We start from the raw sequence: 19706 nt of genomic DNA, 5'->3' as shown, positions 1-19706 counted from the left end.
CGACGGTGCGTACAGGGAATCGTGGATTCCCGGCTCAGAATCTGCTGTTGGCGCAGCCCTTGACGTCGTGGCCGCGAACAGAGCTGCGATACGCCCCCCGTACTGGCGATTGGGGCCGCGAGGCCGCCCCCCTTCGGCCAACGGGGTCGACGATAGTGCCATATGTTCGCGGACCTTATCGGGCGTCGGCCCGTCTCCCTGATCCCCGCCCGGGCCATGCTGCGGGTGATCCTCGCGATGTTCGCACTGTGGCTGCTGGCCGTGCCCGATGCGGCCGCAACTCCCCTCGTACAGACAGGGGTTCCGCAATGTGAACTGGGCACCTATCTCAGCGATCTGTACGACATCGACCCCGCCAAGGACCGATTCTCCGCCCGGCTGTGGCTGTGGACGGTGTGCCCGGACCGGCGTACGGACCCCTGCCCCAGGTGTCGTACTCCAACGCCGACGACCCCAAGGCCTCCGACCCCGACGTGATCCCCCAGGGCGACCACGTCCTGGATCAGGTACGGGTCCAGAGCAGTTTCCGGCAGAACTGGGACGTACGGGATTTCCCCTTCGACCACCACCGCATCGAGGTGCTCCTCACTTCGCCGCAGGACACGAGCCACTTCCGGTTCACCGTCAACAACAAGGACTCCGAGGCCAACCCCGACATCCGCCCGCAGGGTTGGCGCCTGACCGGCTTCCGCCTGATGACCGCCGACAAGCACTACACCACCACGTACGGCGACAAGACCCTCAAACACGGCAGCACCTACAACCGGGTCCGCATCCAGATCGACCTCGAACGCTCCGACCCCACCGCCTTCTGGAAACTCACCACCCCGCTCTACCTCGCCGCGCTCATCGCCACCTCCGTCTTCCTCGTCTCCTCCCACCGCGAGGAACTCACGACCGCCGAACGCCTGGACGGCCTCCACAGCCGACTCGGGGTCCTCGGCGGAGGACTGTTCGTCGTGGTGCTCAACATGCAACAGGTGAACACGGTGGTCACCAGCACCGTCGGGCTGACCCTCATCGACTGGCTCCACCTGACCACCCTCACCTTCCTCCTCCTGGCGGTCGCCGGCACCGTGCTCTCCTGGCGCTGGACAGCCCGGGGAGGCAGCATCGCCAGGGCGGAGCAGGTGAGCCACCGCGGCGCCTGGACCGGGCTCGCCGCGTACGCATTGACCTGTGGCGCGCTGGTGCTCTTGGCGGCCTGGCGATGACCGTCACCCGGCTGACCGCTCAAACATGCCGCAGTGTCGCCGTGGCGATCTCCAGGAAGTCACGTAGCAGCTTCTCGCGCCGGTCCGCGGCGACGGCCAGGCAGGTCTCGATCCCTGGGGCGTCCGTGACGGGGAGGTGGGCGAGGTCGGGGCGGGAGTAGGAGCGCGCGACGCTCAGCGGGATGAGCGCGATGCCTTGCCCGGAGGCGATGAGCTCGAACTTCTCTTCCAGTGAGGACGTCCGCCGATTCGGTACGTCGAGCATCCGCTCGCCGTCGAGGTCCGCGGAGGTGAGCTCCTGACGGCAAGCCAGCGGGTGCGCCGCGGGCATGCAGGCGACCCTGGGCTCGTTGCCGATGGGGATGGTGCGCAAGCCCGAGTCGTCGAACGGTCGCCGCAGGTAGCCGACCTGGGCGCGGCCGTCCCGGAGCGGCCGGTCCTGCTCCCACCAGCGTGCCGGGACGACATCGGTCTCGACATCCGGGTGGTGCGACGCGAACGCCCGGATCGCGTCCGACACATGGAGCCCCGGGGAGAAGGCGACCACGAGCCGTTGGACGCCCTGGTCGACGTCGTGCACGCGCCGCACCGCCGCGGCGACCGACGGGAGGAGCTGCTGCGCCTCCTCGTAGAGCTGCCTCCCGGCGGCGGTCAGTTCCACGCTGCGGGTGGTCCGTACGAGCAGCGTGCAGCCCAACTCCTGTTCGAGAGACCTGATCTGACGGCTGAGGACCGGCTGGGTGATGTAGAGCCGCTCCGCCGCCCGGCCGAAGTGCCGGTACTCGGCCACCGTGGCGAAGTAGCGGAGCTTGCGCAGATCGAGATCCATGCCCTGAAGGTATCAATTGCCCGGGAAGGGTATTGGACGCCTCGGACGGCTGCCCCGAGACTCGACGCATGATCGTCATTACCGCTCCCACCGGCCAGATCGGCGGCCGGCTCCTGGAGATCCTCCTCGACGAGACCCGCACGCGCGGCGAAAAGCTGCGCGTCATCGTGCGTGACCCCGGGAAACTCCCCGACGCGGTCCGCACCCGCGTCGACGTCGTCGCCGGCTCGCACAGCGACGCCGAGGTCGTCGACCGGGCCTTCGCCGGCGCGGACGCCGTCTTCTGGCTTGTTCCCTCGAACACACAGGCGCCCAGCCTGGACGCCATGTACTCCGGGTTCACCCGCGCTGCCGCGGAGGCGTTCACGACCCACGGAGTCGGACACGTCGTCGGCGTCTCGGCGCTCGGCCGGGGCACCCCCGTCGCCGGTCGCGCCGGGCACGTGACGGCGTCGCTGGCCATGGACGACCTCATCGCGAGTACGAGCGTGGCCTACCGGGCGCTCGCCAACCCGACGTTCTTCGACAACCTGCTGTGGCAGGTGGCTTCGATCCGCGACGACGGCGTGTTCACCGGCACCCTCGCCACCGACCGCAAGGCACCGACGGCCGCCACCCGGGACATCGCCGCGGCCGCCGCCGAGCTGCTGCTCGACCGCACGTGGACGGGGTCGGGCGAGGTCCCGGTGCTGGGCCCCGAGGACCTTTCGCCGACTGACCTGGCGCGCATCATGTCCGAGGTGCTCGGCCGCCCGATCCGCTACGAGCGGCAGACGCTCGACGAATCCCGCGCCGAACTCGCCGGACACGGCATGGGGGACGCGATTGTGCAGGGCTACGCCGACATGATGCGGGCCAAGGAAGACGGTCTCGACGACGGGGTGCCACGCACCCCTCGGACAGCGAGCCCGACGACCTTCCGCGAGTGGTGCGAGCAGGTCCTCAAGCCGGCGGTCCGGGCATGAGCGCCGGGACCGCCCTCATCGTCGGGGCCTCCCGGGCCCTCGGGCTGGGCCTGGCCACCGAGTACGCGCAGCGGGGTTGGGACGTCATCGGGACGGTCCGGGGCGATCGGCGCACCGGCCTGCACGACCTGGCCGAGGCATCGGACGGTCGCGTCACCGTCGAGTCGCTGGACATGACGGAGCCGGAGGAGATCGCCGCGCTGCACGAACGCCTGGCGGAGCGCACCCTCGACCTGCTGTTCGTCAACGCCGCCATCACGCGGGGCAACATTCCCGTCGGCGAGGTCCCGACGGAGATGTTCGTCGAGGTCATGGTCACCAATGCGCTCAGCCCGATGCGCGTGGTCGAGTCCTTCCGCTCGCTGGTCGCGCCGACCGGGACCATCGGCGTCATGTCCTCGCGCCAAGGCAGCCTCAGCCTGAACACCAACGGCGGTCACGACGTCTACCGCGCCAGCAAGTCGGCCCTGAACCAGCTGATGCGCAGCTACGCCGCCCGGTACGCCGATGCCACGCACACGCTGCTGCTCATGTGCCCCGGCCATGTCCGCACCGAGCTCGGCGGGCCGGACGCGCCTCTGACCATCGACCAGTCCGTCCCGGGCGTGGTGGACACGATCCTCCGTCACGGCGGCGAGCCGGGCCTGAGATTCCTCAACTACCAGGACCAGCCCGTGCCCTGGTAGCGAGAGCCACGCCGCCGGCCGACGGGCCCCGGTCGGCAGCGGCCCGGAGACACGGGCTCGGGCTTGCCGTGCCGGCCGGCCCCGGCGGTATATGGTCCCCGATGTGACTGTGCGCCAGGGGCAATCGCGCCGCCGTTTCATGGGATGGGCCGCCGCCACTCTGGGCGGTGGGGCTCTCGCCGCCGGGCACACGCCGGTGCGGGCGGTACCGCGGCTCGGTCCGGACGCACCTGTCACCCGGGTGTATTACATCGCTGCGGACACCGTGACCTGGGACTACGCCCCGCAGGCCCGCAGCCTCATCAGCGGGAAGTCCTTCACAACCGAGGAGAGCCTGCTGACCCGCCCCGGCCTCAACCGCCTGGGGTCGGTCTTCCACAAGTCCCAGTACCGCGAGTACACGGACGCGACGTTCACCAAGCTGGCACGCCGGCCCGGAGAGGCGTACATGGGCCTGCTGGGTCCGGTGATCCGGGCCCATGTCGGCGACACGATCCGGGTGGTGTTCAAGAACAACACCCCGTTCAAGGCCTCGATGCACCCGCACGGCGTTTTCTACACGACGTCCGACGAGGGGGCGTCGGTCAATGACGGAACCACGGACTCCGGCAGGGACGGCGGCATCGTGGATCCCGGCAAGACCCACACCTATGTGTGGCAGGTCCCCGAACGGGCCGGACCGGGCCCCCGTGACCCTTCGTCCATCGGCTGGCTCTACCACGACCACAGCGTCATGATGGGCGTCCCCGGCACCAATGCCGGGCTCGTCGGTCCGATGGTGGTGACCCGCCGTTGCTCGGCCGGCCACTGCACCACCCCGAAGGACGTCGACCGCGAGGTGTTCGCGCTCTTCACCCAGTTCGACGAGAACGTCAGCCCCTATCTGGAACAGAACACCGACCGGTTCGGCGCCGGCCAGGAGATCGACGCCACGGACACCACCTTCCTCGCCAGCAACCGGAAGCCGTGCGTCAACGGCTATCTCTTCGGCAACGGCCCGGCCGGCACCACCGACTCCCGGCCCTCGATCACCATCGACCGGGACACCCGGGTGCGCTGGTACTGCATCGGCCTCGGCGGGGCCAGGGATATCCACACCCCGCACTGGCACGGCAACACGGTCCTCGTGCGCGGTCACCGTACGGACGTGGTGACCGTGCTCCCGGCGACCGTGGTCACGGCCGACATGCGTCCCGACAACCCGGGCACCTGGCTCTTCCACTGCCACATCGACGAACACATGATGAATGGCATGGTCAGCCGCTACCTCGTCCGATGACCGGCCCCGGGCACCCCGCATGGTGACGGTGGTGCCCGGAGCCGCGGCCGACTCGCTCAGGCGAGGGGGTTGCAGACCGGGATGCCCGCCCATGTGAGGTAGACGTACAGCTCTCCCTTGCGTGTGGTGCAGAAGGAGACCGCCTTGGAGCCCAGGTCCGCCAGCGCCGAGGCGAGCACGGCGGCGGGAAGGAGGCTGCCCAGGGAGGCGATGGTGACGACGCTTGTCACGACCTGGACGAGGTCCTTGGTGATGTCCACCCCGGCCTGGACCTTGCCGGTGACGAAGGGGTCCAGGTGGATCAGTAGTCCGAACCAGGTGACCTTGACGGTGATGCCCTCCGCGAGCTGGGCCTCCGTGCTGCGCAGGCTGATGCCCGAGCCGGTGGCCGCCGCCTTGGGATCGACGACCACGCCCTCGCTGTCCTTGCCGACCACGAGCCTCTTGTCCAGGAGCGTGTCCATGCGGGCGACGGCGGTCCCGACCGCGTCGATCGCCCGTTGGCTCACGCCCGCGGCCTGAGCGCCCTTGGCGTCCAGCCGGTAGCTCCCTCCGTCGTAGCGAACAAAGGGCGCGAGGGCCTTGCGCTCCTCGGCGCTGAGCCAGCCGAGGCTCACAGAGTCCTTCGCGGTCTGCACGGTCTTCACGGCCGGTGAGGAGGACGGGGCCGGTGTGCTCGCGGCCCAGGCCGGCAGCGCTGTCGCGGACACGATGGCTATGGCCGTGGTCAGGCCGAGGCCGGCTCTCACGAGGGGGGTCGGACGCATGGTGCACTCCCAGGGGGCGAACCGGCGGCGGCGACCGCCGGTCAGGCGTGATCAAGAACGGTGCCGATGGGGCTCAAGGGCGACATGGGGTCGCCCGGCAGCCCTTATGCGGAAGTTACGGCTCCGAATTGACCTCCGGCAACCCGCAAATACCGTGACGCACCACACAGTTCACCCGTTGCGGCAGGAGCGGGCCGCTCGCCATGCGATACAAGTTCCCCGACGGCGCCACCAAGAGGGGGCAAGCTCATCGGCGTCACCCCGTCCGACCGCGGCCGCACGAAGAGCCCCGCACACCGAGGCACCGGTATTCGGACATTTGACCGGCGCGGGCGCATTCCCGGGTTTTCCACTCGCCCGGCACCCACACCGCAGGTCACAAGGGGTGACGTTCAGGCAACGTTGAGCACACGTCCACGGATCATCCAGCCCACCCCTGTCCGTATTGCGAACACGACTGACCGAAAATATCTGTCGTTTTTGACTGAACGGGTCGGCATCGCCAAATGTCTGTCAAATGTTGCCAATAACGCCTCGCGTCGGCAGTCCATTACGAAACATCGACTTCCGATTACTGTTGGCCGGAGCCACGGCCAGTCAGCTCGGTGCTCAAGTGACCCTGGTGGCACTGCCGTTGGTCGCCGTGATCGAGCTCGACGCGACTCCCTTGCAGACGGGTGTGCTGACCGCCGCCGAGACCGCCGCGTTCCTGCTGGTGGGCCTGCCTGCGGGGGCGTGGATCGACCGGATGCGCCGACTGCCGGTGCTCATCCGGGCCGATGTCGTACGGGCGCTGGCGATGGCGAGCCTGCCGCTCGCCGCCTGGGCCGGGGCGCTGACCATGGCACAGCTCTATCTGGTCGCCCTGATCACGGGTGTGGCCACGGTCTTCTTCGACGTGGCGCACCAGAGCTACCTGCCGGGCCTGCTGCCCCGCGAGCAGCTGGTGGCCGGGAACGGCGCGTTGGAGACCGTGCGCTCCTCGGCGCAGGTGGCGGGTCCGGGGCTGGGCGGAGCGCTGGTGCAGATGGTCGGCGCGCCGTTCGCCCTGCTGACCGATGCGATCGGCTATCTGCTGTCCGCCGTCTTCCTGCGCGGCATCCGCACCCCCGAGCCACCGCCGCCGGCCCCCGCTCCGGGGGAATCGCTGCGCGCCCAGGTGACGGAGGGGCTGGTCTTCGTCTTCCGGCAGCCGGTCCTGCGGGTGATCGCCTGCACCACGGCGATCGCCAACTTCTTCACCGCGATGCTGATGGCCGTGCAGACCGTCTTCCTCGTCCGGGTGCTGGATCTGCCGCCCGGTGCCATGGGCCTGATGATGTCCGCCTCGGCCGTCGGCGGACTGGCCGGGGCCCTGTGCGCGGGCACCCTGGCCCGCGCCGTGGGCAGGGCCCGGGTCATCTGGCTCTCCCCCCTCCTCACCGGCCCGTTCGCCCTGCTGTGGCCGCTGGCCGGGCACGGTGCCGCCGCCGTGTGGTTCGCCATCGCCTCGGCGGCCGTCTTCTTCGGCGCCGTGGTCTACAACGTTGCCCAGGTCAGCTTCCGCCAACTCCTGTGCCCCGCAGAGCTACTGGGCCGGATGAACGCCACCCTGCGCTTCATGGTGTGGGGCACCATGCCCTTCGGTGCCCTGCTCGGCGGGGCCGTCGCGGGGGCCGCCGGAGCGCGCGCCGCCGTCTGGGTGTGCGCGGCCGGATTCCTGCTGGTTCCGGTGCCGCTGCTGCTCTCGCCGCTGCGGCGGATGCGAGACCTGCCGGAGTCCGCGCCCGTCGCGGGCTGAACCGGCCCGCCCCACCGCCCCTTGTCGTCTCACGAACCGTCGCGCCCCCAGCGCGCGGGAGGTCATAGTGCAGTCCAGCACCATCACCGCGTCCTATCTCGCCCGGTACCACCGCCTCGACGAGGAGACCCAAACACCAGAATTTCCAGGCGAGTTGCTGCCCGTCACCGGAGCGCAGCGCCGCTTCCTGCTCACCCGGCGGATGGACCCCGCCGGACGGCCCGCGCTCGTCCCGCTGTTCTTCGCCTTCCCGCGCGGGGCCGTCGACCTCGACCGGCTGCGCGCCGCCGCCGGATACCTGGCCGCCCTGCACCCCGCCCTGCGGGCCCGGCCCGAGGTGCGCCGGGGCGTTCCGGTGCAGCGCGTCGGCGCCGCGCGGGGGTGGGCGCACCGGGTGGCCGTGCGCCCCGGGGAGCGGGCCGCCGGGGCCCTGGTGAGGGCGCTGGGCGACTGGCCCGTGGACGGGCCGCCGCTGCGGTTCTTCCTCGCCGCCTCCGAAACCGGACCCGGAACCGAAGTCCCGGACGGCGGAGCCGAATCCGAGCTCCTCGCCCTGGTCCTGGACCACGCGGCCTGCGACGAGCAGTCGTTGGGCCGGATCACGGAAGACCTCACGCGCGCCTACGACCACGGCCTCGGCCCGTACGACGTGCCGGAGACCGAGGCGGCGGCCGAGCTGGCGGGCTACCGCGAGGCCGTACACCTTCAGCTGGCCGCCGAGGAGCGGGCGTCGGGGCCGGATTCCCTGAGCTACTGGGCCCGCCGCCTGGCGGTCCTGCGACCGCCCGCCCCGGCCGCGCCGCGCGACGCCGCGCCCGGTACCGGCGCCGCCCTGCGCCGGCTGCCGCTCCCGGCGGACGGCGGCCGGGCGGTGGCCTTCCCGGCGCTGCTCGACGGCTGTGCCGCCGCCGCCCGCACCCTGTACGGCGCCGGGCACACACCGGCCCTCGGCTACCCGTGGGGCGGCCGGCCCGCCGCGGCGGCGCCGGTGCTGGGCTGCTTCCTCAACACGGTCGTCCACCCGGCCACCGAATGCGGTCCGGACGAGCGTACGACAGCTTGGTGGGACGACCTCGACCGCGCGGACGCCCCGTTCGACGAGGTGGTGCACGCCGCCCGGGGCGCGGGCGTGCCCTGGTCCGGGCACCTCGACGGGGTGCTCACCTTCGAGGACCTGCACCGGCGCCCGCCGCTGCGGCTGGGCGGCGCCACCGGCCACGAGACGCATGTGGACGACCGCCCTCTCCAGGCGCCCTTCGCCGTGTCCGTCTCCTACGGCACCGACCTGCTCGTCCGCATGGTGTGGCAGCGCACGGCCGTCCCGGACGGCCTCGCCGAGGACGCCTTCGCCGTCCTCCTCGCCACCCTGCGCACCGCATGCGCCCCACAGACCACGGCGAGTTGAGCCCACCGGCCCAGCCGCCGCCCCTCTCAGGTGCGCCGCCCGCCGGACCGGCACCCGGCGCACCGTCCACCCGGCACACCGACCGGAAAGGTTGACCATGTTCCCTCTCTCCGCATCCCAGGAGATCGTGTGGCTGCACGAGCAGATGCAGCCCGGCAGCCGCGCCTACAACTTCACCGCCACTGTCGACCTGCGCGGCGCCCTCGACGAGGAGGCCCTGCGGGCCGGGCTCGCCGCGGCCCTGGACCGGCACCCCGGACTGTGTCTCGAACTCGTTGACCAGCCGGGCGAGTTGCCCGGCCAGCGAGTACGCGAAGGGTGTCCGCCACGCCTGCGCACCGTCGACCTCGGCCGGGAGGAGAAACCCGAGGAGGCGTTCGCCCGGCTGCTGCGGGCCGAGGCCGAGACGGCGCTCGACGTCCATGAGGCGCCTCTGCTGCGCTGGTGCCTGGTCCGCCTCGGTGCGGACCACCACCGGCTGATCCACGTGGAGCACCATCTCGTGCACGACGGGCACTCGTTCGCGATCCTGCTGCGCGATGTGTTCACGGTGTACCGGGCGCGGGTACTGGGCGAGCCCGTCGTCCTGCCCGATGCCCCCTCGTACGAGGAGCACATCGCGGCCGCCGACGGCCCCGGGCGCCAGGAGCGCCGGGAGGCCGGGCTGGCCCACTGGCAGCGGGAGCTGGGCGACGCCTCCTTCGACCTGCCGCTCCCCGGCCTCACCCGGCCCGGCGCGATGCGCAGGCACGCGGGAGGCCAGCTGCGCCAGACCGTCGACGCGAACCTCGCCGAGCGGCTGCGCGTCCACAGCCGCACCCAGGGCCACACCCCGTTCTCCACACTGCTGGGCCTGTTCGCCGAACTGCTGCGCCGCCACAGCGGGCGCGCCGACCTGGTCGTCGGCACGGCCGTCGGCAACCGCCCGGCGGGGTTCGAGGGGACCGCGGGCATGTTCGTCAACACCATTCCGCTGCGGCTGCGGCTGGACCCCGAGGCCGGTGCCGACGCGGTGGTGGACGAGGTGACCGACGGCCTGATCCGGGCGCTGCCCCATCAGGAGGTGCCCGTGCAGGTCCTGACCCGCACCCTGGGACTGCACACCGGGGGCGCGGACAACCCGCTGTTCAGCGTGATGTTCAGTGCCCATGACGCGCACCTGCCCGAGATCGCGGTGCCGGGCCTGGAGGTATCGCTGTCCGAGGGCTTCAACACCGGCACCACCCGCTTCGACCTGGACCTGGTGCTGATCCCGGACGACCGCCGCACGGTCGGGCCGCGCGGTGGCGCGGCGGGCATGACGCTGGTGTGGGACTACGACCGCGACCTGTTCGCCGAGGAGACCGCCCGGCTGCTGTCCGAACGCTTCCTCGGCCTGCTGCGCGCGTATCTGGACGCGCCGTCCACCGCGCTCGCCTCCCTCGCTCCCGAACCGCCCGCCGCCCGGCCGGAGCCGGCGTCGATGGCCGGCGACGGCGTACTCGACCCCGTGGCGCGGGCCGAGGCAGGGGCGACCGCGATCGTCGCGGGTGCCCGCAAGCTCACCTACGGCGAACTCGACGGCCTGGTCGGCGAGTTGGCCGGTCGGCTGCGGGCCTCGGGGGTGCGGCCGGGGAAGCCGGTGGCGGCCGTGCTGCCGCGCGGCGTGGACAGCGTGGTGACCCTGCTGGCCTGTCTGCGGCTGGGCGCGGTGTACTGCCCGCTGTCCCCCAACGACCCGGCGGAACGGCTGGAGACGCTGCTGCGGCGACTGCGCCCTGCGCTCGTGGTGACGGACCGGGAGAGCGCGCTCGCGCTGCCCGCGGAGGGCCTGCCGCTCGCCCTGCTGGACGGTGCGGCGTTCCCCCGCGCCGAGTCGGCCGAGTGCCTTACGGACGCGGCGTACATCATCCACACCTCGGGTTCCACGGGTCTGCCCAAGGCCGTGGTGGTCGGCCGGGCCGCGCTGGCCCACCACGCCGGGGCGGCGGCGGAGCGGTTCGGGCTGACGCGTGACGACCGGGTGCTGCTCTTCGCCCAGCCCTCGTTCGACGTGGCGCTTGAGGAGGTTCTGCCGTCGCTGCTCGCCGGTGCCTGCCTCGTCCTGCCGCAACGGGAGGTGCCGACGGCGCCGGAGCTGATCGCGGTGCTGGCCTCGCGCCGGGTCACGGTCGCGAATCTGCCGACGAGCTATCTCCTGGCGGTGCGCGAGGAGCTGTGCGCCGCGCTCGGGGACGGCCGGTGGGAGCCCCGGCTGCTGGTCCTCGGCGGTGAGCGGCTGCCCGCCGCCGCGCTGCGGGAGGTGCTCGCGGCCACGGACGCCACCGTACTCAACGCCTACGGGGTGACCGAGGCGACCATCACCTCCACCGTCCACGAGGTGACCCGGGAGGGGCTGGACGAGTGCGCCGAGGTGCCGCTGGGCCGGGTGCTGCCGGGGGTCGGGGTGCACGTCCTGGGCGCCGGGCTGCGCCCGCTGCCCTCAGGTGCGGTCGGTCAACTCGCCGTGTCCGGCGCCGCCTTGGCCGAGGGCTACCTCGGCGGCGAGGAGGCGCGGGCGGCCACCGCGGCCCGCTTCGTCACCGTGCCGGAGCTCGGCGGTGAGCGGGTCTATCTGACCGGCGACCTCGGCCACCGGGGCCACGACGGGCTGGTGCACTTCCTCGGCCGCCAGGACAACCAGGTCAAACTGCGCGGCTACCGCATCGAGCTGGAGGAGATAGAGGCCGCCGCCTCGGCCGAGCTCGGCGGCCGGTCGTGCGCGGTGGTACTCGGCCAGGCCGCCGGCACCCCGTGCCTGGTCGGCTTCCTCGACGGCGGAGCCGAGCCCGACGCCCGGCTGCTGCACGAGGCGCTGTCCGCCCGGCTGCCCGCCGCGCTCGTCCCGTCCCGCTGGATACGGCTGGACGCCATGCCGCTGCTGTCCGGCGGCAAGCCGGACCGCGCCGCACTGACCCGCCTCGCGGCCACCGCCCCGGACGAGGCCCGCGACGGCGCGCCGGACACGGCCGCCGCCCCGGCCGACCCGGCGGTGGAGCTGCTGAGCGAGGGCTGGCGGGAGGTGCTGGGCCACGCTGACTTCTCGCCGTCGTCCCACTTCTTCCAGGTCGGCGGGCACTCGCTGCTCGCCGCCCAGCTCGCCGCCTGGCTGGAACCCCGCCTGGGCTCCCGCCCGCCGCTGCGGGTTCTCTTCGGTCACCCCGTCCTCGCCGAGCAGGCCCGCGCCGTCATGGAGGCGACCCGATGAGCACCGCCCCCTCGTCCGTCCTGGAGCACGAACACCGGGAGATCGTCGACGCCTTCGAGTCGTTCGTCCGCCGGGAGCTCGTACCGCTCGCCGCCGACCTGCCGGAGAGCGGCGAGCTGCCTCCGGCAGATCTACGCGCGTACGTCCGCACCCGCTCGGCCCGGCTGGGCTTCTACGCGGCCGACCACCCCGAGGAACTGGGCGGCTCCGACCTGCCGTTCAGCGCCGTGGTGCAGCTGCACCACGCGGCGGGCCGCAGCGGCTGCCCGCTCGCCCCGTACGCACTGGCCGGTTCCGACGGGCCGAGCCCGCTGCTGCGGCAGGGCACCGAAGAGCAGATCAAGCGCTACCTGATGCCTCTGGTGCGCGGCGAGGCGACGCGCTGCCTGGCGCTGACCGAGCCCAACGCGGGCTCGGACGCCTTCCACCTCACCAGCACCGCGACCCGCCAGGAGGACGGCGGCTGGCTGCTGTCCGGCCGCAAGACGTTCGTGAGCAACGCCGGACACGCGGACTTCGCGATCGTGGTGGCCAGGGCCGAGGAGGGCCCGACGGCCTTCGTGGTGGAGATGGACCATCCCCGGCTGCGGATCGGCCAGCGCTACGACGGCATGTCCGGCGAGGAGCTGTTCGAGCTGGTGCTGGACGAGGTGCGGCTGCCCGCCGACGCGGTCATCGGCGGCGAGGCCGGCATCGGCGCGGCACTGGGCAACGGCATCGACAGCCTCTCCCGGGGCCGCCTGGTGGTGGCCGCGATGTGCAACGGCATCGCGGAGTACGCCCTCCGCCTGGGCGTGGAGTACGCCCGCGAACGGCGGTCCTTCGGCGAGCGGATCGGCGCCTACCAGCACGTCCAGGAACACCTGGTGAGCAGCCGGGCGGAGGTGGAGGCGGCCAAGCTGCTGACCCTCGCCTGCGCGCGGCTGGTGGACCGGGGGGTGGAGGCGCCGGAGAACGCGGCGCTGGCCAAGCTGACCGCCTCCGAGACGGCGGTGCGCGTCGTCGACCGCTCGCTGCGGGTGCACGGGGCGACGGGCTGGGTCCGCGGCCATCCGCTGGAGTTCCTCTACCGGTACGTCCGGATGATGACGATCATCGAGGGCACCTCGGAGATCCAGAAGGTGATCATCGCCCGGGCCATGGGCCTGGGCTGAGCACTCGCCCTTCCGCCACCCCGATCTCTGCGAACCGAGGAATCATGACCACTGCATCCATCGCGTACGGTGCGGCACCTGCCGCCCCCTGCTGGGACGACGTCCTGGCCCGCTACACGGAACGGGTCCTCACGAACCCGTCCGCCCCTGCCGTCGAGGACGACGAACTGACCTGGACCTACGGCCAGTTGGACGCACTGGCCGAGCGCACCGCCGAGGCGCTGCGCGACCGGGTACGCCCCGGCGACCTCGTCGGCGTGTGCCTGGACCGCTCCGTGGCCCTGGTGGCGACGGCCGTGGCACTGGCCCGCCTCGGCGCGGTCTACCTCCCGCTGGGCCCGCGCCCCGGCGAGCGGCGGCTGGCCGCGGTCACCGACCGGCTGCGCGTGACCTGCCTCATCGGGACGGCCGAGGTGCTGCCGCGCGCGTACCGCCCGGACGAGACGCCCCTGCCCCTGCCCGAGCAGGGGGCGAACGCGGACGCCCCGGCCCTCGCCGCCTTCCCCGCCGAACCTCCCGCCGCCGCCCTGCGCACGGCACCCGAAGGCACCTTCTACGCGGTGCTCACCTCAGGCTCGACCGGCACGCCGAAGGCGGTGGCGGTGACCGGTCCGGCCCTGGCCCACCGGCTGCGCTGGTACGCCGGACGCACGGGGTGCGGCCCCGGTGACCGGCACAGCCTGTTGGTCGGCCCCTCCTTCGACCCGCACATCATGGAGCTGTGGACGGCCCTCACCTCCGGGGCGGCGCTCACCGTCCCGCCGGACGCCGTCCGCTGGGACCCGGACACCCTCACCGACTGGTGGCGGAGCGCGGGCGTGACCGTCGCGATCCTGCCCACCCCCCTGGCCGAACTCGTCCTGGAACGGCCCTGGCCGCGCGATCTGCCGCTGCGCCACCTCCAGATCGGCGGCGACCGGCTGCGCCGCCGCCCCGGGGCGGACGTCACCGCGCAGGTCGACAACGCCTACGGCCCGGCCGAGGCGACCGTCCTGGTCACCACCCACGAGCTGACGGGTGCCACGGAGGACGGCCTGCCGCCGATCGGCTCGCCGGTGGCGGGCGTCGCGCTCTGCGTCACCGACGCCGAGGGCCGGGTCGTGCCGCGCGGGGAGAAGGGCGAACTCCGCATCGGCGGAGCCGGGCTGGCCCTCGGCTACCTCGACGAGGAACTGACGGCCCGGCGCTTCGTGGCACCACCATCGGAGCTGACCGGCACCGACCGCGTCTACCGCACCGGGGACCGGGTGCGGATGCGGGAGGACGGCGTGCTGGAGTTCCTCGGCCGCCTCGACGAGCAGCTGAAGATACGCGGCGTACGGATCGAACCGGCCGAGATCGAGGCGGCGTTCGAGCGCGATCCGCGCATCCTGCGCGCGGCGGTGGCGGTCAGGAGCGCGGAAGGGGCAGGCAGCCTGCTGATCGCGTTCGTCCGCCCCGAACCCGGCCAGGAGGCGCCCGGCGAGGCCGAGTTGCTGGAGTCGGTGCGCGCATGGCTGCCGGAGCAGGCCGTGCCGTCGGCGGTCCGGTGCGTCGACGCCTTCCCGCTCGACGCGAACGGCAAGGTGGACCGTGCCGCGCTGCTCGCGGCGCAGCACACGGAACCCGCCGCCGCACAGCCGACGGAGGGCTCCACCGAGGAGCTGGTCGTCGGCCTGTGCCGCAAGCTCCTGGGCAACCCGGAGATCGGCCCCGGCGACAACTTCCTCGGCGCAGGCGGAGATTCACTGACGGCGGCCCGGCTGCTGACCGCCTTGGAGGAGGAGTGCGGAGTGCGGCTGCGGGCACCGCAACTGCTGCGCCAGCCGGATCTGCGTGCCATCGCGGCACTGCTGGACAACACGGTCCGTCCGGCGTCCGGGAGCGACACCCCGAGCATGCCGCAGGGGGCCGGGGAGCCCCGGGAGGAGCGGCCGGGGAGCGAAACCGCCCGGCCCGGCGGCGTACTCGGCCGGATCATCGGCCACGCCGCCGACACCCCCGAGGCCCTGGCCGTATGGGACGGAACCCAGGCGCTCACCTACCGTGAACTGACCGCCGCCGCCCAGCGTCTGGCCACCACCCTCCGCCGCCGCGGCGTCACCCCCGGCACCGCCGTGGGCCTCCTGCTGCCGCACTCGGTGAGCGTCGTCGTCGCGAAGCTCGCCGTGTGGTGGGCGGGTGGCCATTACGTCCCGCTGGACGCGGCCTACCCCCGGGCGCGCACCGAGACGATGCTGGCGGACTCCGAGGCCGTCCTCGTCGTGGGCCAGAAGGACCTGCTGGAGGCCGCCGGCATCGCGGCCGGCCGGTCCCTGGCCGTCGCCGCGGGCGGAGTGCCCGAAACCGGCCCGGAGGAGGTCCTGCTGGAGCCGTGCTCCTACGATCCGGACGCGCTCGCCTATGTGATGTACACCTCGGGCTCGACCGGCCGCCCCAAGGGAGTGGCGATCCCCCAGCGGGCCGTGGCCGAACTGACCGTCGACCCGGACTATGTGACGGTCACCGCCCGCGACCGGGTGCTCTTCCACTCGCCGCTGACCTTCGACGCCTCCCCGTTCGAGGTGTGGGTGGCGCTGGCCAACGGAGCCGCCGTGGTCGTATCCACCGCCGACCGGCAGTCCCTGGAGAGCCTGGGCCGGGACGTGGAACGGCTGGGCGTCACCGTGGCGTTGCTGACCGCGGCGCTCTTCCACCACCTGGCCGCGCGCGGCTCGTCGGTCTTCGCCGTGCTGCGCTCGCTGCTCGTCGGCGGCGAGGCGCTGTCGGCACCGCACGCGCGCGCCGTGCTGCGCGAGCACCCGTGGCTGGAGCTGGTCAACGGCTACGGTCCGACCGAGGCGACCACCTTCGCCACCTGCCACCGGGTGCGCGAAGCCGACTGCGACGGCCCGCCGCCCATCGGCCGCCCGGTCGCCGGGGCGACGGCCCACGTCCTGGACGAGCGCGGCGAACCGCTGCCGCCCGGCACCCGCGGCGAACTGTGGCTCGGCGGCTCCCGGCTCGCCCGCGGCTATCTGCGCCAGCCCGAGCGCACGGCCGAGAGCTTTGTGGAGCACCCCTCGCTGGGCCCGCTCTACCGCACCGGCGACCTCGCCTCGGTGCGCCCCGACGGCGTCCTGGAGTTCCACGGCCGCCTGGACGACCAGGTGAAGGTCCGCGGCTACCGCATCGAGCCCGGCGAGATCGAGCACGCACTGCGCTCCCATCCGCGGGTGTCCGACGCGGCGGTCACCGTGGTGCGGCACGACGCCGGGGACGCGCGGCTGACGGCCTTCGTCGTCCCCGCGGACGGCGCCCGTCCCACCCCCGCCGAGCTGCGCGACCACCTGGCGGACCGGCTCCCCCCGCACCTGCTGCCCAACGCGTGGTCGGTCGTCACCGGACTGCCGCTCACCGCCTACGGCAAGGTCGACCGCCACGCCCTGGCCGAACTCCCGCCGACCAGCGGCACCGATACCCCCGCCGGTGGTGAACTGACACCGATGCAGCGGGCGGTGGCGGATGCCTGGGAACGGGCCCTGGAGCGCGAAGTGGCCGACCCCGAGGCCGACTTCCTGGCCCTGGGCGGCCACTCCCTGCTGGCCCTCGGCATCGTGGACGACCTCCGCGAGGACCTGGGGGTGGACCTGCCGCTCGCGGCGTTCTTCTCCTCCCCCACCGTGGCCGGGCAGGCGCGGCTGATCGAGGACGAGCTGGCCAAGGCGTACGGCGCGGAGACCGAGGGCGCCCGATGAGCGTCACCGAGGACACCGCACGCCAGGAGGCACTGCTCCGGCTGGCCCGCGCCCGCCGGACCGACACCGGCAAGAAACCCGCCCGTCCGCCACGGGGGCGCGCACCGCTCTCGCACGCCCAGCACCGCATGTGGCTGATGGAACGCCTGGGCCACACCGGCCCCCTGTACCACGTGCCCTTCGCGACCCGGGTGCGCGGCCCGTTCGACCCGGACGCGTTCGCCCGGGCCCTGACCGGCCTGGTGCGCCGCCACGACGTGCTGCGCACGCGCTACCGCGAGAGCGACGGCGAGCCGTACCAGGAAGCCGTCCCGGCCGGGCCGGTCGCGGTGCCGACGGTGGAGGCGCCGACCGACGCCGAACGGCTGCTGCGCGAGGAGGCGTCCCGCCCCTTCGACCTGGCGGCCGGGCCGGTGCTGCGGGCCCTGCACCTGCGGCACGCGCCCGACGACCACACCGTGCTGCTGACCTTCCATCACATCGCCATCGACGGCGGGTCGCTGGAGATCGTCGCCCGGGAGCTGGACGACCGCTACCGGGCGGCGCTGGCGGGGGACGAGGCGGAGCCGGAGGGCGAGGCGCCGAGCTACGCGGACTTCGCGTGGCGGGAGCGGTCGGCCTCGGCAGCGCTCGCCCCGGGGCTCGCGTACTGGACCGAACGGCTCGCGGGCGCACGCCCGTTGGCCCTGCCCCACAAGGGCGGCGGTCGTGGCGAGGGGCACATCGTCGCCGAGCCGCTGACCGACAAGGCCGTCGAGGGCCTGCGCGCGACGGGGCGTACGCACCGTGCCACCCTCTTCACCGTGGTCCTCGCCGCGGCGTTCACCGCGCTGTGGGAGACGACCGGCGAGCGGGACCTGGTCATCGGCTGTGCCAGCGGGCACCGCGACCGGGCCGGGACGCGGGGGCTGGTCGGCCTGTGCGTCAATACGCTTCCCATCCGGCCGGATCTCCGCGGCGCCGGGGACTTCGCCACTGTGCTGTCCCGGGTGCGGGACGAGCTGCTGGCGGCGCAGGACCACCGCCATGTCCCCTTCGACCTGATCGTGGAGCGGCTGGGCGCGGCCGCCCGGGACGGGGCGGGCAATCCCCTGGTGGGCGTGACCGCCGACGTCCTGGGCAAGCCGGTCTCCCTGCGGCCGGCCGGGGCGGAGTACGAGCCTGTCGACATCCGGCTGGGGACGGCCAAGTTCGGCCTCGGCTTCTATCTGGAGGAAGCCACCGACCGCACCGGCCCGCGCTGCCTGGTGCAGTACGACCCGGCACGGCTGGACGAGGAGACCGCCCGCGGGCTGCTGCGTGCCTTCGCGGACCGGCTCGCCTCCCCCGGGCGGCCGCTGTCCCCCGCCGGAACGCACACCGGCCGGGCGCCCGAAGCCCCCGTGGTGGCGGATGCGCGGACGAGTGCCGCGACGTCCGCCGTCGGCGCGGTGTTCGGCGAGCTCCTGGGCCAACCGGCCGGCCCCGAGGACGACTTCTTCCTCCTGGGCGGGCACTCCCTGCTGGCGGTCCGGGTGGCCGACCGGCTGCGGGAGGAGTTCGGGGTGCCGCTGACGGGTCTGGACGTGATGGAGCACCGCACGCCGCGGGGGCTCGGGGCACTGCTCGACGAGCGCGCCAGGCAGCGCTCGGCCTCGCGGCCCGCCCGCCGTACGTCCGCGCCCCGCACCGGGACCGTCCTGGTCACCGGCGGCACCGGCGGCGTCGGCGCGTTCGTCCTGCGGGAGCTGGCCGGGCACGGCCGCCCGGTCCGGGCACTGGTGCGGCCGGAGTCGGCGCACCTGGTGGCGGGCGAGGGGATCGAGATCGCGGAGGGCGACCTCGCGGACCCCGACAACCTGCGCGCGGCCGCCGCCGGGGTGGACTCCGTCATCCACGCCGCCTGCACCTTCACCTCGCCGGAGGTGGACGTGGCAGCGATGCGGGCGCTGCTGGACGGGCGGCGCGAGGGCTCCTTCGTCTTCGTCAGCAGCGTGGACGCCTATGGCAGGCCGCCGGTGGCCGAGGTGGCGGAGGGCACGCCGTCCGCCGAGCCGCTCACCTCGTACGGGCGGGCCAAGCTCGACTGCGAGCGGATGCTCCTGGAGGCGTTCGGCGAGCGGGGCGGGGCGAGCGCGGTGCGCGCGCCCATCGTCTGGGGCGCCCATCCCCGGCTGCGCGACCAGCTGCGCTGGGGCGCGACCGGCACCCTCTACCAGGCCGCCCTGGCCGGGGTGCCGGTCACGCTGCCACCGACGGGCGCCGTCCCGGCCTCGGGCGACCTGTGGTCCGGCGCCCCGTGGGTGCACGCCGCCGCGCTGGCGCGCGCCCTGGTGCACTGCCTGGAGCAGCCGGTGAACGGGACGGCCAACGCCATCGGGGGGCACGTCGACTGGGCCGAGTTCGCGGCCGAACTCGTACGGCTGCTGGACAGCCCCAGTGACATCCGCCCCGCAGCCGGGACCGCTCCCGGCCTGGTGCACCGCCACCGCTACCGCGCCGACACGCTGGCCGGTCCACTGGCCGAACGGCCGGGCGAGGAGTGGCGGTCGGTGGTCGCGGAGATGCTCCGCGTCTGAACCGCCTCGTGTGGGGGCGGGTGTTCACCACCCGCCCCGACCCACTGATCGGGGGACCGGCACTCCCCCGCTCATCCCGACGGTCGGATGACCCTGCGTGCACGCTCCCGCGCGCACGCTGGAGGGC

The 19706-nt window shown here is 73.2% G+C and carries 13 protein-coding genes; 11 read left to right on the top strand and 2 right to left on the bottom strand.

Features of this window, described 5'->3' with window-relative positions; genetic code table 11:
• Nucleotides 1-162 precede the first annotated feature (162 nt).
• Together ABD269_RS16765 and ABD269_RS16760 are read left to right on the top strand one after the other, a co-directional pair.
• The gene (locus ABD269_RS16765) at nt 163-477 is read left to right on the top strand and encodes a hypothetical protein (protein ID WP_344118592.1); all 315 of its coding nucleotides are present in this window, start codon (nt 163-165) and stop codon (nt 475-477) included.
• Complete coding sequence (locus tag ABD269_RS16760; protein ID WP_344118591.1) at nt 429-1214, top strand: ligand-gated ion channel; 786 nt, start codon at nt 429-431, stop codon at nt 1212-1214. Before ABD269_RS16765 ends, ABD269_RS16760 begins: the two co-directional genes overlap by 49 nt.
• Before the next feature lie 19 nt (nt 1215-1233).
• Here the strand turns inward: ABD269_RS16760 and ABD269_RS16755 are convergent, their stop codons facing one another.
• Nucleotides 1234-2043 carry a LysR family transcriptional regulator gene (locus ABD269_RS16755; RefSeq protein WP_344118590.1) on the bottom strand — a complete coding sequence of 270 codons (810 nt, stop codon included), beginning with the start codon at nt 2041-2043 and terminating at the stop codon, nt 1234-1236.
• A 68-nt stretch (nt 2044-2111) separates the two neighbouring features.
• Between ABD269_RS16755 and ABD269_RS16750 the strand changes: the two genes are divergently transcribed.
• The 3 genes from ABD269_RS16750 (at nt 2112) to ABD269_RS16740 (ending at nt 4973) form a co-directional block, all read left to right on the top strand.
• Complete coding sequence (locus ABD269_RS16750; RefSeq protein WP_344118589.1) at nt 2112-3008, top strand: NAD(P)H-binding protein; 897 nt, start codon at nt 2112-2114, stop codon at nt 3006-3008.
• Nucleotides 3005-3694: an SDR family oxidoreductase gene (locus tag ABD269_RS16745; protein WP_344118588.1), complete on the top strand. Its 690-nt coding sequence runs from the start codon at nt 3005-3007 to the stop codon at nt 3692-3694. The genes ABD269_RS16750 and ABD269_RS16745 overlap by 4 nt, the downstream gene beginning before the upstream one ends.
• Before the next feature lie 103 nt (nt 3695-3797).
• Nucleotides 3798-4973 (top strand): multicopper oxidase domain-containing protein, encoded by a 1176-nt coding sequence (locus ABD269_RS16740; protein WP_344118587.1) that lies wholly within the window; start codon nt 3798-3800, stop codon nt 4971-4973.
• 56 nt (nt 4974-5029) lie between these two features.
• On the opposite strand, the gene ABD269_RS16735 is transcribed toward ABD269_RS16740, so the two are convergent.
• Entirely contained in the window at nt 5030-5740 is a 711-nt protein-coding gene (locus ABD269_RS16735) for a hypothetical protein (protein ID WP_344118586.1), read from the bottom strand.
• 517 nt (nt 5741-6257) lie between these two features.
• On the opposite strand from ABD269_RS16735, the gene ABD269_RS16730 reads away from it, so the two are divergent.
• The 6 genes from ABD269_RS16730 to ABD269_RS16705 all read left to right on the top strand — a co-directional run bounded on the left by ABD269_RS16730 (nt 6258) and on the right by ABD269_RS16705 (nt 19579).
• On the top strand, nt 6258-7520 hold the full coding sequence (locus ABD269_RS16730; protein ID WP_344118585.1) for an MFS transporter: 1263 nt from the start codon (nt 6258-6260) through the stop codon (nt 7518-7520).
• Nucleotides 7521-7587: 67 nt separating this feature from the next.
• Nucleotides 7588-8925 carry a non-ribosomal peptide synthetase gene (locus ABD269_RS16725; protein WP_344118584.1) on the top strand — a complete coding sequence of 446 codons (1338 nt, stop codon included), beginning with the start codon at nt 7588-7590 and terminating at the stop codon, nt 8923-8925.
• Nucleotides 8926-9022: 97 nt separating this feature from the next.
• Nucleotides 9023-12151, top strand: a complete 3129-nt coding sequence (locus tag ABD269_RS16720) for a non-ribosomal peptide synthetase (protein ID WP_344118583.1) — start codon at nt 9023-9025, stop codon at nt 12149-12151.
• Nucleotides 12148-13305, top strand: coding sequence for an acyl-CoA dehydrogenase family protein (locus ABD269_RS16715; RefSeq protein WP_344118582.1), 1158 nt, complete (start codon nt 12148-12150; stop codon nt 13303-13305). The genes ABD269_RS16720 and ABD269_RS16715 overlap by 4 nt, the downstream gene beginning before the upstream one ends.
• A 44-nt stretch (nt 13306-13349) precedes the next feature.
• On the top strand, nt 13350-17021 hold the full coding sequence (locus ABD269_RS16710) for an amino acid adenylation domain-containing protein (protein ID WP_344118581.1): 3672 nt from the start codon (nt 13350-13352) through the stop codon (nt 17019-17021).
• Nucleotides 17018-19579, top strand: a complete 2562-nt coding sequence (locus ABD269_RS16705; protein ID WP_344118580.1) for a condensation domain-containing protein — start codon at nt 17018-17020, stop codon at nt 19577-19579. The genes ABD269_RS16710 and ABD269_RS16705 overlap by 4 nt, the downstream gene beginning before the upstream one ends.
• Nucleotides 19580-19706 lie beyond the last annotated feature (127 nt).

It is taken from the genome of Streptomyces blastmyceticus, assembly GCF_039521185.1.
In the GTDB taxonomy this organism is placed as follows: domain Bacteria; phylum Actinomycetota; class Actinomycetes; order Streptomycetales; family Streptomycetaceae; genus Streptomyces; species Streptomyces blastmyceticus.
Note: the sequence above shows the minus strand (reverse complement) of the source record. Positions and strands in the feature narration are given on the sequence as shown.

What these genes read in the sequence shown, in the direction of transcription:
- ABD269_RS16765 (WP_344118592.1), top strand. Translation starts at nt 163, where the DNA reads ATGTTCGCGGACCTTATCGGGCGTCGGCCCGTCTCCCTGATCCCCGCC.
- ABD269_RS16755 (WP_344118590.1), bottom strand. Translation starts at nt 2,043, where the DNA reads ATGGATCTCGATCTGCGCAAGCTCCGCTACTTCGCCACGGTGGCCGAG.
- ABD269_RS16750 (WP_344118589.1), top strand. Translation starts at nt 2,112, where the DNA reads ATGATCGTCATTACCGCTCCCACCGGCCAGATCGGCGGCCGGCTCCTG.
- ABD269_RS16745 (WP_344118588.1), top strand. Translation starts at nt 3,005, where the DNA reads ATGAGCGCCGGGACCGCCCTCATCGTCGGGGCCTCCCGGGCCCTCGGG.
- ABD269_RS16735 (WP_344118586.1), bottom strand. Translation starts at nt 5,740, where the DNA reads ATGCGTCCGACCCCCCTCGTGAGAGCCGGCCTCGGCCTGACCACGGCC.
- ABD269_RS16730 (WP_344118585.1), top strand. Translation starts at nt 6,258, where the DNA reads ATGTTGCCAATAACGCCTCGCGTCGGCAGTCCATTACGAAACATCGAC.
- ABD269_RS16720 (WP_344118583.1), top strand. Translation starts at nt 9,023, where the DNA reads ATGTTCCCTCTCTCCGCATCCCAGGAGATCGTGTGGCTGCACGAGCAG.
- ABD269_RS16715 (WP_344118582.1), top strand. Translation starts at nt 12,148, where the DNA reads ATGAGCACCGCCCCCTCGTCCGTCCTGGAGCACGAACACCGGGAGATC.
- ABD269_RS16710 (WP_344118581.1), top strand. Translation starts at nt 13,350, where the DNA reads ATGACCACTGCATCCATCGCGTACGGTGCGGCACCTGCCGCCCCCTGC.
- ABD269_RS16705 (WP_344118580.1), top strand. Translation starts at nt 17,018, where the DNA reads ATGAGCGTCACCGAGGACACCGCACGCCAGGAGGCACTGCTCCGGCTG.